This is a genomic window from Roseospira navarrensis (genome assembly GCF_009601025.1).
GTDB lineage: Bacteria > Pseudomonadota > Alphaproteobacteria > Rhodospirillales > Rhodospirillaceae > Rhodospira > Rhodospira navarrensis.
This window is the reverse complement of sequence record NZ_WIVE01000089.1, coordinates 1-12,721: the sequence shown is the minus strand read 5'-3', so window position 1 is coordinate 12,721 and position 12,721 is coordinate 1. Positions and strand designations below refer to the sequence as shown.

At 68.0% G+C, this 12,721-nt stretch carries 12 protein-coding genes and 1 pseudogene; 6 read left to right on the top strand and 7 right to left on the bottom strand.

Translation table 11 applies throughout. The annotated features are described in order from the left end of the window. Positions 1 to 191 (top strand): annotated as a pseudogene (locus GHC57_RS19665) (IS110-like element ISEc32 family transposase); the annotation flags it as partial. 123 nt (positions 192 to 314) lie between these two features. On the opposite strand, the gene GHC57_RS17585 reads toward GHC57_RS19665, so the two are convergent. The 5 genes from GHC57_RS17585 to GHC57_RS17565 form a co-directional block, all read right to left on the bottom strand. Then, the gene (locus tag GHC57_RS17585; protein WP_153346694.1) at positions 315 to 719 is read right to left on the bottom strand and encodes a F0F1 ATP synthase subunit epsilon; all 405 of its coding nucleotides are present in this window, start codon (positions 717 to 719) and stop codon (positions 315 to 317) included. Positions 720 to 823: 104 nt separating this feature from the next. Further along, on the bottom strand, positions 824 to 2,257 hold the full coding sequence (gene atpD / locus GHC57_RS17580; RefSeq protein ID WP_153346692.1) for a F0F1 ATP synthase subunit beta: 1,434 nt from the start codon (positions 2,255 to 2,257) through the stop codon (positions 824 to 826). 128 nt (positions 2,258 to 2,385) lie between these two features. Beyond that, positions 2,386 to 3,279, bottom strand: a complete 894-nt coding sequence (locus GHC57_RS17575) for a F0F1 ATP synthase subunit gamma (RefSeq protein WP_153346689.1) — start codon at positions 3,277 to 3,279, stop codon at positions 2,386 to 2,388. A 41-nt stretch (positions 3,280 to 3,320) separates the two neighbouring features. After that, on the bottom strand, positions 3,321 to 4,853 hold the full coding sequence (gene atpA, locus GHC57_RS17570) for a F0F1 ATP synthase subunit alpha (RefSeq protein ID WP_153346696.1): 1,533 nt from the start codon (positions 4,851 to 4,853) through the stop codon (positions 3,321 to 3,323). Beyond that, on the bottom strand, positions 4,853 to 5,413 hold the full coding sequence (locus GHC57_RS17565) for a F0F1 ATP synthase subunit delta (RefSeq protein ID WP_170294952.1): 561 nt from the start codon (positions 5,411 to 5,413) through the stop codon (positions 4,853 to 4,855). Before GHC57_RS17565 ends, atpA begins: the two co-directional genes overlap by 1 nt. A 534-nt stretch (positions 5,414 to 5,947) precedes the next feature. Here GHC57_RS17565 and GHC57_RS17560 point away from each other — a divergent pair. Further along, on the top strand, positions 5,948 to 6,358 hold the full coding sequence (locus GHC57_RS17560; protein WP_153346685.1) for a c-type cytochrome: 411 nt from the start codon (positions 5,948 to 5,950) through the stop codon (positions 6,356 to 6,358). A gap of 89 nt (positions 6,359 to 6,447) precedes the next feature. Here the strand turns inward: GHC57_RS17560 and GHC57_RS17555 are convergent, their stop codons facing one another. Beyond that, positions 6,448 to 7,665 (bottom strand): putative manganese transporter, encoded by a 1,218-nt coding sequence (locus GHC57_RS17555; protein ID WP_170294951.1) that lies wholly within the window; start codon positions 7,663 to 7,665, stop codon positions 6,448 to 6,450. A 378-nt stretch (positions 7,666 to 8,043) separates the two neighbouring features. Here GHC57_RS17555 and GHC57_RS17550 point away from each other — a divergent pair, with 378 nt between their 5' ends. The 4 genes from GHC57_RS17550 to GHC57_RS17535 all read left to right on the top strand — a co-directional run bounded on the left by GHC57_RS17550 (position 8,044) and on the right by GHC57_RS17535 (position 11,315). Next, positions 8,044 to 8,751 (top strand): ATP-binding protein, encoded by a 708-nt coding sequence (locus tag GHC57_RS17550; RefSeq protein ID WP_153346681.1) that lies wholly within the window; start codon positions 8,044 to 8,046, stop codon positions 8,749 to 8,751. Beyond that, entirely contained in the window at positions 8,748 to 9,659 is a 912-nt protein-coding gene (locus tag GHC57_RS17545) for an ion transporter (RefSeq protein ID WP_153346679.1), read from the top strand. The genes GHC57_RS17550 and GHC57_RS17545 overlap by 4 nt, the downstream gene beginning before the upstream one ends. Beyond that, positions 9,656 to 10,453, top strand: a complete 798-nt coding sequence (locus GHC57_RS17540) for a potassium channel family protein (protein WP_153346677.1) — start codon at positions 9,656 to 9,658, stop codon at positions 10,451 to 10,453. The genes GHC57_RS17545 and GHC57_RS17540 overlap by 4 nt, the downstream gene beginning before the upstream one ends. A 331-nt stretch (positions 10,454 to 10,784) precedes the next feature. Continuing rightward, complete coding sequence (locus tag GHC57_RS17535) at positions 10,785 to 11,315, top strand: response regulator (RefSeq protein WP_170294950.1); 531 nt, start codon at positions 10,785 to 10,787, stop codon at positions 11,313 to 11,315. Between the two features lie 95 nt (positions 11,316 to 11,410). Here GHC57_RS17535 and GHC57_RS17530 read toward each other — a convergent pair whose 3' ends face one another. Then, a complete protein-coding gene (locus tag GHC57_RS17530; protein WP_153346673.1) occupies positions 11,411 to 12,259 on the bottom strand; it encodes a VPLPA-CTERM sorting domain-containing protein in 849 nt (282 codons plus the stop codon). Positions 12,260 to 12,721: the final 462 nt, after the last annotated feature.

Below are 12,721 nucleotides of genomic sequence, written 5' to 3'. Positions count from 1 at the left end.
GCGCCTTGCGATCCAAGCTCTTCATGGCCGCGCTCTCCGCCGTGCGATACAACCCCGACCTCAAGGCCTTCTACGAACGGCTTATCGGAAACAAAAAGACACCAAAAGGCGCACTCCTCGCCGTTGCCAGAAAGCTCGTCACCATCGCAAACGCGGTCCTCCGGCCTCAGCCCGAACCCGCCACAAACTGAGTTGATGACACGACACACAGGGGGCAGCCCAATCGGGGCGGCCGGCCAAACGACAGAGGCCCCGCGCCGGGGGTCACCCGGGCGGGGCCTGTTGTCTTCCGATCTCCGGAGGTGCGCGCCGGATCAGGGGCCCTTCGCGGCGACCAGCGCCTCGGCCACGCCGACCGCCTTGGCGGCGCGCTCGCGGGCACCATCGCCCTCGGCCTCGGCGAGGTCATCGCGGGCCGCCTGCAGGCGTTCGCGGGCCTGATCGGCGCTGACCGACTCCAGCTCGAACGCCTCTTCGGCCAGCACGGTGCAGCGCTCTTCCGTCACCTCGGCGAACCCACCGGCAACGAACAGCCGCTCTTCCACCGATCCGCCGGTGTGGATGTCGATCACGCCGGGCCGCACGGTGGACAGCATGGGAGCATGCCGGGGCAGCACACCGAAATCGCCGTCAACGCCCGGGACCACCACCATTTCCACCGGCCGGGACATCACCAGCCGGGCCGGGGCGACCAGTTCGAATTCCGTCGTGTCCGCCATGCTCTTTTCACCCTTCGACGCGGGCGCGACCGCCCGCCGCCCTGTTGCAACCCATCATCCCGCGTGGCCCCGGGCGCGGTCGCGCCGCGCCCGGTGTCCCGCGTTTACGCCGCCTCGTCCGCCATCTTCTTGGCGCGCTCGATGGCCTCGTCCATGGTGCCGCACATGTAGAACGCCTGTTCCGGCATGTGGTCGTACTCGCCCTCGACCAGACCCTTGAAGCCCTTGATGGTGTCTTCGAGCTTCACGTACTTGCCCGGCGAGCCGGTGAACACCTCGGCCACATGGAACGGCTGCGACAGGAAGCGCTGGATCTTGCGGGCACGCGCCACGATCAGCTTGTCGTCCTCGGACAGTTCATCCATGCCCAGAATGGCGATGATGTCCTGGAGAGACTTGTAGGTCTGCAGCACACGCTGCACCTCGCGGGCCACCGTGTAGTGCTCGTCGCCGACCACGTTCGGGTCCAGCGCGCGCGAGGTGGAGTCCAGCGGATCCACGGCCGGGTAGATGCCCAGCTCGGCGATGGAGCGGTTCAGCACCGTGGTGGCGTCCAGGTGGGCGAACGAGGTCGCGGGCGCGGGGTCGGTCAGGTCGTCGGCGGGCACGTAGATGGCCTGCACCGAGGTGATCGAGCCCTTCTTGGTGGAGGTGATGCGCTCCTGCAGGTTGCCCATGTCGGTGGCCAGGGTCGGCTGGTAGCCCACCGCCGAGGGAATGCGGCCCAGCAGCGCCGAGACTTCCGAGCCCGCCTGCGTGAAGCGGAAGATGTTGTCGATGAAGAACAGAACGTCCTGGCCTTCCTCATCGCGGAAGTACTCGGCCTGGGTCAGACCGGACAGGGCGACGCGGGCGCGGGCGCCCGGCGGCTCGTTCATCTGGCCGTAGACCAGCGCGGCCTTGGAATTGCCGCCCTCCAGGTCGATCACGCCCGACTCGATCATCTCGTGGTACAGGTCGTTGCCCTCGCGGGTGCGCTCACCCACGCCGGCGAACACCGAGTAACCGCCGTGCCCCTTGGCGATGTTGTTGATGAGCTCCATGATGAGCACGGTCTTGCCCACGCCGGCGCCGCCGAACAGGCCGACCTTGCCGCCCTTGGTGTACGGGGCCAGCAGGTCCACGACCTTGATGCCCGTCTCCAGGATCTCCGTCTCGGTGGACTGCTCCACGAAATTCGGGGCGTCCTTGTGGATCGGGCTGGTCATCTTGGTGGTGATCGGGCCGCGCTCGTCGATCGGCTGGCCGATCACGTTCATGATGCGACCCAGGGTCTCGGGGCCGACCGGCATGCGGATCGGCTCGCCGGTGGCGCGCACCTCCTGGCCGCGCACCAGACCGTCCGTCGCGTCCATGCCGATGGTGCGGACGGTGGACTGGCCGAGGTGCTGGGCGACCTCAAGGACCAGACGGTTGCCGTGGTTGTCCACCTCCAGCGACGACAGGATGGGGGGCAGTTCGCCCTCGAACCGGACGTCCACGACGGCGCCCATCACCTGGGTGATCGTGCCGACGGCGGTGTTGCTCGCGGTCGCCATGTGACAAGTGCTCCTGGTTACCTGTTATGGGCCGACGCGGCCGGTCGGTCCGGGCGCCGTGCGGGGTGTTGGCCGTGTCGTTCGCGGGCGACACGGAAGCCCGTCAAATCCGGGGTCCGGCGCCCGCGCTACAGCGCCTCGGCGCCGGAAATGATCTCGATCAGTTCCTTGGTGATCTGGGCCTGACGCGCGCGGTTGTACTGCAGGCTCAGGTCATCGATCATCTCGCCGGCGTTGCGCGACGCGTTGTCCATGGCCGTCATCCGCGCGCCCTGCTCCGACGCGTAGTTCTCCGTCATGGCCCGGAACACCTGGGTCTTGACGTTGAGCGGCAGCAGGTCGTTCAGGATGCCTTCCTCGGAGGGCTCGAACTCGTACACCGCGCCGGCCTCGTCGGCGGGCGGATCGTTCTCGTTGGCGCTCTTGGGCACCGGGAACGGGATCAACTGCTGACGGGTGACGATCTGGCTGATGGCCGACTTGAAGCGGTTGTAGACCAGCGTGCAGACGTCGAACTCCCCGGCCTCGAACATATCGAGCACCTTGAGGGAGACCGCCTCGGCCTCCTCGTAGGTGATGCCGCGCCGGCCGAAATCCTCGTAGGTGTCGATGATGAGCGAGGCGTAGTCGCGCTTGAGCTGGTCGCGCCCCTTGCGGCCGACGCAGAGGATCTTGACCTCCTTGCCGTCCGCCTGGAGTTCGCGAATCAGCGCGCGCGTGTTGCGGGCGACACTGCTGTTCAGGCCGCCGCACAGGCCGCGGTTGGAACTGACCACGACCAGCAGGTGAACCCGATCATCGCCGGTTCCGGCCAGCAGCCGGGGCGCGCCGGGCAGGCCCACCACGCTGCCGGCCAGCGTGCCCAGCATGCGGTTCATCCGCTCGGCGAATGGACGGCTTGATTCGGCCGCCTCCTGCGCCTTCTTGAGGCGCGAAGCGGCGACCATCTTCATGGCCGACGTGATCTTCTTGGTCGATTTGACCGAAGAGATCCGGTTGCGTAGGTCCTTCAGGCTCGGCATGGAACGCGGCGCCTTTCCTCCTGTGGGGAACGGTCAGTGGCTCAGGCGAACGTCTTGGCGAAGCCGTCCAGGAACGCCTTGAGCTTCTCCTCGATCTCCGAAGAGAGCGCCTTCTCGGTGCGAATGCCGTCCAGGATGTCCGGCGCCTTGGCCCGCATCTCGCTCAGCATGGCGTGTTCGAAGCGAACCACGTCGTTGACCTTCACGGCATCCAGGTAGCCCTTGGTGCCGGCGTAGATGGACACGACCTGCTCTTCCATCGGGAACGGCGAGTACTGGCCCTGCTTCAGCAGCTCGGTCAGGCGCGCGCCCCGGTTCAGCAGGCGCTGGGTGGCCGGGTCCAGGTCGGAGGCGAACTGCGCGAACGCGGCCATCTCGCGGTACTGGGCCAGTTCCAGCTTGATGGAGCCGGCGACCTTCTTCATCGCCTTCACCTGGGCCGAAGAGCCCACGCGCGACACCGACAGACCCACGTTCACGGCCGGGCGGATGCCCTTGAAGAACAGGTCCGTCTCCAGGAAGATCTGACCGTCGGTGATGGAGATCACGTTGGTCGGGATGTAGGCCGACACGTCGTTGGCCTGGGTCTCGATCACGGGCAGCGCGGTCAGCGAGCCGGCGCCGTGCTCGTCGCTCATCTTCGCGGCGCGCTCCAGCAGGCGCGAGTGCAGGTAGAACACGTCGCCCGGGAACGCCTCGCGGCCCGGCGGACGGCGCAGCAGCAGCGACATCTGACGATAGGCGACGGCCTGCTTGGACAGATCGTCATAGAAGATGACGGCGTGCTTGCCGTTGTCGCGGAACCACTCGCCCATGGCGCAGCCGGTGTACGGGGCCAGGTACTGCAGCGGGGCCGGGTCGGACGCGGTGGCGGCAACCACGATGGTGTAGTCCAGCGCGCCGCGGTCGGCGAGCGTCTTCACCACCTGGGCCACGGTGGACCGCTTCTGCCCGATCGCCACATAGATGCAATACAGCTTTTCGCTGTCGTCCTTGGCCTTCTCGTTCACGTCCTTCTGATTGAGGATCGTATCGAGAATGATCGCGGTCTTGCCGGTCTGGCGGTCGCCGATGACAAGCTCGCGCTGGCCGCGGCCGATCGGGATCAGGGTGTCGATGGCCTTGATGCCGGTCTGCACCGGCTCGTGCACCGACTTGCGCGGAATGATGCCCGGGGCCTTAACGTCGGCGCGGCTGCGCTCCACGTCGGACAGGGCGCCCAGCCCGTCGATCGGCGTGCCCAGACCGTCCACGACGCGACCCAGCAGGCCGGCGCCGACCGGCACGTCCACGATTTCCTGGGTCCGCTTGACAATCGAGCCCTCGCCGATGCCCGTGTCGCTGCCGAAGATCACGGCGCCGACGTTGTCGTCCTCCAGGTTCAGGGCCATGCCCTTCACGCCCCCGGGGAACTCGACCATCTCGCCGGCCTGGATGTTGTCGAGGCCATGGATGCGCGCGATTCCGTCGCCGACCGACAGCACGGTCCCGATCTCCGCGGCGTCCGCCTCGGCGCCGAAATTGGCGATCTGTTGCTTCAGGATCGCGGAGATTTCCGCGGCGCGGATTTCCATCATCCAACCCCTTTCATGGAGAGACTCAAGCGTTGCAGTTGGGAGCGCAGCGAGCTGTCAACCATCCGGGAGCCCAGCCGGACCACCATGCCCCCCAGCAGGGCGGGTTCCACGCGGGCGTCGATGGCCACCTCGTTGCCCACCACCTGCTTCAGGCGGGCGGCGAGGGCCGCGCTTTGCGTCTCGGACAGCGGACGGGCGCTGACAACCTCGGCGGTCATCTCGCCGCGCGCCTTGGCGAGCTGGCGCTGGAAGGCCAGGATCATCCCCGGAAGGGCGACCAGGCGACCCTTGCTGGCCACAAGCCCCAGGAACTTCCGGGTGGTGGCGCCGATGTCGGCCGCGTCGGCCAGGGCCGCGATCCCCTTGGCATGGTCGTCGCGCGAGACCACGGGGCTGGCGATGAACCGCCGCAGGTCCTCGCTTTCGTCCAGCATGGTCTGCAAGGTGGACAGGTCCCGGGCCACCGGATCGATGTCCCTGGCCTCGTCCGCCAGTTCGTAGAGCGCTGCCGCGTAGCGCACGGCGAGCCCGCTTACCCGTGTCGATTGCGATGCCACGTTCGCTGTGTCCCGATTGTCGCGTGCCCCTTCAACGCCACCGGCCGGGTGTCGGCAGGGCATTGAAATTGCATAAGAAAAAGGTTTCCGGAGAGAGCAACCCCCCGGAAAACGACGGTTCCTTACCATACTCCTTTCGCGGTTTGCAAGTGGGCCGGGCCGCCGGACCGCGCCCTGATCGCCGCCCGATCGCCCCCCGATCGCCCATCACGCGCCGCGCTCGGTCGGGGTCCGGACCACCGAAAGACCCCCGCCGCACCACAAACCGGCCACAAAATCGGGCTAGCGTCCAGACTCGTAAGTGTGGCGGGTCGTCGCCACGGCCTGACGCGAACCTGTCAAGCCCCGGTCTTGAGGCCCGGAACGGGATCAAGTATAAGTCCCGGTTCCTGTAACCTCGTACGGACCGCATCGTCCCCGCAAGCATGGGACACGGGTGTACGGCGGGCGGGTTCATCGAGGGCGGGCCCGGCTCGGCTCCATGGGCCTGTTGGACTGACAGGTTTCGCGAAGACTCAAGAGGAGACTGTATCAATGCTGAGGACCCTGATCGCGGCCACGGGCATTGCCCTGACCATGGGCGTGAGCACCAACGTTGCTCTGGCCGAGGGCGATCCCGCCAACGGCGAGAAGTGGGCGAACCGCGTCTGCAAGGCGTGCCACACCTTCGACAAGGGCGGCAAGCACATGGTCGGCCCGAACCTGTGGGGCATCGTGGGCAGCACCCCGGGCACCATCGAGGGCTTCGACCGCTACCAGGCCGTGCCGATGTTCGTCGAGAACGGCATCGAGACCTGGACCGAAGAGAACCTGACCGAATACGTCGCCGATCCGGACGGCTTCCGCGAGGAGTATGCCGGCGGGTCCGAGAGCGCCATGGTGGTCAGCCTGCCGCCGAAGTTCGCGCCGGACGTGGCCGCCTATCTGGCGACCCTCCAGGACTGATCCGCGACCGCCTGACGGTTTCGGTTTCGCAAGACCGCCGCCCCGGCCTTCGGGGCGGCGGTTTTGTGTCGGGGGATCAGGCCCGGCGCTCACCCCACCAGGGCATACGCGCCGTAGGCCACCAGCACGGCCGGGATGGCGCTGTACAGCGTCGCCAGGACGGCCGCCCGGGGGGCCACCGCGATCGCCGGGAACAGCGCGTCGCCGTCGTTGGCGATGGCGTTGCCGAGCTGCGCGGACAGCGGCGCGGCGCCCGAGAGATACAGCGACGTCACCAGGATCTGCGGACCACATCCGGGGATGAGCCCGATCAGCACCGCCACGAGCGGCACCACCGGCGCGGCGGCGGCGAACCAGCCGGCCACATCCAGCCCCAGGCCCGCCACGGCGAGTTCATAGCCGGCAAAGGCCACGATCACCCAGGCGGTCACGAAGCTGGTGGTATCCACGACGGCGCTCGCCCCGCCGTCCGTTTCCACCTCGCCCCGACCGCGCAACACCCAGAGCGCCATCGCACCAACGGCGCCCGCCACGCCAAGCCAGAACACGGGGTGCACCCCGAGCCCCGGGGCCAGCCACGCATCGGGCTCGATCTGGAACGCCATCGCGAGGCCGATCACCACGCCCGGCGCCAGCAGCCACAGCCAGACGCGCTCCAGGGCGCGGGCCAGACCGCCCGGCTGGCGGGTGCCGCCGCTTGCGCACGGACCGCCATCGGTCGCACAGGCCGCCGGACGGGCGGAAGACCCGGCCGACGCCTTGGGCCGCATGAACTCGGGCCCGTGCAGCGCGTCCACGATCCAGCCGGTCGCACAGCCGACCACCACGCCGACCCCGAGCACGAGCACCGCCACCTCGGGCGCCTGCGCGAGCAGCAGGAACATGGCGTCGCCCATGGTCGCCGTCAGGGTGGCGATCACGCCGCCGAAGCTGAGGTGGCCGCGCGTGAACTGGGTCAGGGCCACGATCGCCCCGCCGCACCCCGGGAAGGCGCCCAGCAGCGCGGCAATGGGGACCTGCCATCGGGCGTTCCGCCGCAGCACCGCGCCCAGCTCGGTCCCCAAGCCGCGTTCGGCCGCGCCCACCAGCAAGAGCGTGCCGGCCACGAAGACGGACACCGCCAGATAGGCTTCCGAGAGGGCATCCAGCAGCAGCGCCGGCCCGCCCGGCACGGCCAGGGCCGCCAGCAGCAGCAGCACCGGCACGAGGGCGCGCTGCCCCACCGGCGGCAGGGACGGCCAGGACAGGCCACCCCCGCCGGAAACGGCGGGCACGCGGCGTGTGGCGGCAGCGATCAAGGCGGTCATGGTCTGGGCGTCCTTTCTTGAGACCCAATTCAATTGCGAATCACTCGCAACAAACATAACCCCTTGCCCCGCATCGATCCAGTGAAGAAATCCGCTCAACCTGACCGACCGGATCGATCAACCCCGCCCGGCGGACCGATGGATCGCGCGGGTGCGGTGATGCGGAGGCAACGCCGCCACCCCGGCGCGGGTTGCGCCGGACGGCTGGCCCGCACCCCGGGACCGACTCCGGGACCGACCCCGGGGCTCCCCGTGGCGCGCCGCGATTTCCGGGATTGAGGGTGGCCGCGCCCGGCCCTGGCCCGCTAGACTTGCCCCCCGGCGCGGGCCCGCGCCGGACGGGACGCGGCGCGCCGTGTCCCTCCTTGGGAGTGCGTGATGGCAGGAGCAACCCCGCAGGCGGTCGGATCAGGCCGGGTCACCATCCAGCCGCTGGACGACGTCCAGGCCGGAGAGGATACGCTGTTGCGCCGGTCCCTGACCCCGCCCGGCGCCGGCCTGATGGCCACCGAGGTGCGCACGCGCAGCCCCGACCTTGCGGACCGGGCCGATTCGGTGGTGGCGGCGGGCGGCCTTGCCGTGCTGCTCAACGTCCGCTTCGCCTGGCGCACGGACCTGGCCGGAGCGCTGGCCGAAGCCGTCGTGGCGCACTGGCCCGCGCTGGCCCTGCGGCGGGACTCGGTCCGGCTCGCCATCCACGAGGCCGCCGTCAACGCCATGATCCATGGCTGCCTGGGCATCCCCCGCGCCTTGCGGGAAACCCCCGACGGCTGGATGCTGCACACGGCGGCCATCAAGGCCGCCCTTGCCGACCCGGACCACAGCGGGCGGCCCGTGCTGGTCACGATCCGCGCCGGGGAGGACGACCTCTGGACCGTCCAGGTCCAGGACCGGGGGCCCGGCTTTTCGCCGCCCACCGACAGCGACCCGGCGCCCGGCGATGCCCCGGCCCTGGTGGCCACGGGCGGACGCGGACGCGGCCTGACCCTGATGCGGGCCGTCGCCGACACCGTGCGCTGGAGCGACTCGGGACGACGGGTGGAGATGACCTTCGCGTCCGTGCCAAAGGGTGGCGCCCGGCCATGAGCGCAGGCGATCGGAAGAGAGGAGCCGCCGACCGACCCGCCGCATCGGCCGCAGCGCCCACCCTGAGGGCGCGTCTGGCCCATCACCTCGACCCGCGTCTGTGGGACGGACCGGGCCTGTCCGGCCTGAACATGGCCGTCGTCGGCCTGATCCTGCTGTCGATCCTGGTGGCCGTCCTGGGCACGGAACCGGCGGTCTACGATGGCCACGAAACGGCCTTTCTCGTCGTCGAAATCAGCCTGACGAGCCTGCTGGTCCTGGAATACAGCGCCCGCGTCTGGTGCAGTGTCGAGAACCCGATCTGGGGCGGGTCCCGACTCCGCTTCATGATGACCCCGGTGGCCCTGCTGGACCTGGCGACCGTTGTCGTCATCCTCGCCACGGCCTTCGACTCCGAAGGGTTCCTCATGCGGCTGGCCATGCTGCTGCGGGTGCTGCGCCTCGCCCGCGTGGGCCGGTTCTCGCTGGCCTTCGACACCCTGGTGGAGGCCGTCTCGCGGCGGTCCATGGAACTGGGCCTGAGCGTCGGCGTGTCGGCGGGCCTGCTGCTGCTGTCCTCGGCCGCCATGTACCTGGTCGAGGCCGAGACCCAGCCCGAGGCCTTCGGCTCCATCCCGCGCGCCATGTGGTGGTCGGTGGCCACCCTGACCACGGTGGGCTACGGCGACGTCTACCCGGTCACGGTGGCCGGACGGCTGTTCGCGGCCCTGACCGCCGTCACGGGGATCGGGCTGATCGCCATGCCCACGGGCATCCTGGCGAGCGCCTTCAGCGATGCCTTCCAGGCCCGCCGAGAGGCGGCGGGGGTGGTGGACCCTGCCGCGATCCCCAACGAGCCGGCGGCGGAGACGCCCGTTGACCAGGGAGCGGACCCGGCCACCGGACCCGACCGCGCGACCGGGCCATGACAGGGCCGTCCGCCGGCCAGCGCCAGACCCTTCGCCACCGCGTGGCGGGGCTGTACCGGGGCACCAGCCAGCGGGCGCGCCGCTTCCGCTATGGGCTGATCGGGTTCGATGTGCTGACCGTGCTCATCATCGTCGTGACCCAGCCGCTGCCGCCCTCGCCCGTGATCGTGGTCGTGGACCTCATCATCGGCCTGCTGGTGCTGGCCGACGTGAGCGCCCGCACCTGGATCGAGCCCCGGCCCTGGCGCCATCTGGTGCGGCCGTCCACGCTGGTGGATCTGGCGGTGGTGGTCTCGCTGCTGCTGGCGGCGGTGCTGCCCGCCAACCTGGCCTTCCTGCGCGTGCTGCGGCTGTTGCGGCTGCTGCAGTCCTATCAGGTCTTGCGGGACCTGCGGCGCGAGACCGCGTTCTTCCGGCGCAACGAGGACGTCATCGTCAGCACCATCACCCTGGTGGTGTTCATTTTCGTCGTCACGGCCATGGTGTTCGCGCTCCAGCACGACATCAACCCGGCCATCAACAGCTATCTTGACGCGCTGTACTTCACCGTCACCACCCTGACCACCACCGGATTCGGCGACATCACCCTGACGGGCGCCGGGGGGCGCCTGCTGGCCGTCATCATCATGGTGGTCGGAGTCGCCCTGTTCCTGCGCCTGATCCAGACCGTGTTCCGGCCCCGCAAGGTGCGGCACGCCTGCCAGAGCTGCGGGCTGTCGCGCCACGACCTGGATGCCGTGCACTGCAAGCACTGCGGCGAGACCCTGCACATCCAGACCGAGGGGGAAAGCTGATCCGGGCGACCAGTGGTCCGGCCCCGCCCGTTTGGCAGGGGCCCCCTGACCATGGGACGGTTGCGGCGCGGGACCATGAGGCGCATAGTTTATTTGGCCACGGCCTCATTACGCCTCAGGTTGTGCGGCGCTTGCGCCTGCACGCGGCCTCCGGGGTGTGGCGGGGAACGCGACGGCCGCCGCCGGGCCCTGGTCCCGATCAGCGATGAGACGGCCCCGTCCGGTCCAATGCCGATGCATCGCGGCGCAGTCGCCGGGGCCGCGCGGAATGACCGGCGGGCACGGGAAGGTCGGACGCCCGAAGCGCCATATCACGAACGGGGAGTTGGTCGTGCCCACACGCGGCGAGAAGCTCAAGGAAAAGCTGCAGGAAATGCTGTCGTCGATGACGGTGCTCATCATCGACGACAACAAGTTCTCCCGGTCCCTGCTGACCACGCAGCTTGCCAACTACGGCATCCGCGACGTGATGGAATGCGGCGACGGGGTCGAGGGCCTGAAGCGCCTGCAACAGGATCCGATCCACCTGATCCTGCTGGACTACGAAATGACGCCGCTGAACGGGGCGGAATTCGCGCGTCTGGTGCGGCGGGATTCCTCCATCCTGAACCCCGAGGTGCCCATCATCATGGTGTCGGGCTACTCCGACCTGGCCCACGTGACCGAGGCCCGGGACGCCGGCATCAACGAGTTCCTGAGCAAGCCGGTGTCGGCGGACATCCTGTTCAAGCGGATCACCCACACCCTGCTGCACCCGCGCCCGTTCATCCGCACGGAAAAGTACGTGGGACCGCAACCGCGCGAGGAACTGCCGCTCCCGACCGGAGAGCCGCCCCGCTCCTCGGCGGGCGGGGGCGGCTGATACCGGCCGACATTCGGGCGGGGCGCCGTACCGTGAACCCCCATCGAAAACGCCCCCGGTCCGGGCCGGGGGCGTTGTCGTGCCTGGGGTTGCGGTCAGGCGCGGGCGGAGGCGCCGGCCTTGCCCGTCTTGAGCCAGCGGGTGCTGACCAGACCACCGATGGCCGTCAGCAGGAACCAGACGGCGGCGGGCAGCGGGGTGACGGCGAAGTTGCTTTCGGAGAAGGCATTCGGGTCCAGAGCATCCCGGTTTTCCCATGCCCAGTTTTCCATGTTGAGATCAAAGGCGAAGGAATAGAAGCCGATGTTCGCGGGCGATGTCTCGTTTTCCGTCAGTTCGAACACGCCGGTCATGGTTCCCGTCACAGACGTGGGGTGCGTGCCAAAAGACTGGATGACGCCCGGACTCACTTCTTCACCCATCAACCCCGACACCGTGAAGTCGATGGCATACTCGTGGAAAATTCCGCCGTCATTGACGTTGTCATAAACGCTGAGACGGCTGTAGTCCGACAGGTCACCGCCGACCACCGAAAAGCTGAAGTCTCGGTAGTACGTGCCGTCAAAGTCCGAAAACCCCATTGACATGGAGGTATCCGAGGCGCCTCCGACATCGTACATCTGCATGAAACCGACGCCGGTATTGCCGTGGGTGTTCCCCCACCCAGAGCTCCCTTCCGTAGAATACCACCAGCTTCCCATCGCGACATTGTAGTCCGGCGTGTAGCCGTCCGAAAAGTACATGCTCAGGTCACGGGGACCGACCTGAACCGTGTCGGTGGCATTGACCCCGTCCTTCGCGTTTTGAAGCGTATCGTGACGGGTCACGGTGCCGCTGTAGCCCAATCGGTCCGTTTCGAACCAGCCTGCCGCCTGGGCCGTGCCGGCCGCTGCGATCAGCGTACCAGCAACCGTGGCCGTCCCGATCAGCGATCTGAAGTGCATGTGCCTCCTCCTGCATGGCGAGTGTCTGGGCCTCGACGCCCATAAGTGTGCGGGGGATTCGAACGGATGATCGGAGAGTGGACGCCCGGACCTCTACCTCAGCACATAAGCGCCACATGCTGCACGCATTGCAAAACCCCTCATTACCTGCAATGGCGCACAATCAACCATGCGCACAGGTTCGCGTGGTTGACTTCGGGGCGTCAATACCCGCCAAGGTCATTTCGACGCACCCTAACCATCAGGTTGAAGGGTGTTTTGCCAGGCACCTGACCATTTGGTGGAAAGACCCGGGTCTGCCGTCCTCCACCAAATGGTTGAAGGATCGGAGACTGCCGACAAGGATACCTGCAAGAAAAATACAAAAATCTCGCGTTATACATTTAAGGCTTATCCCTTTGCTTCCGGCGCGATCAACATATCGTAGGAGATTGGGCCTTTGGTGGTGGCGATGCCCAGGAG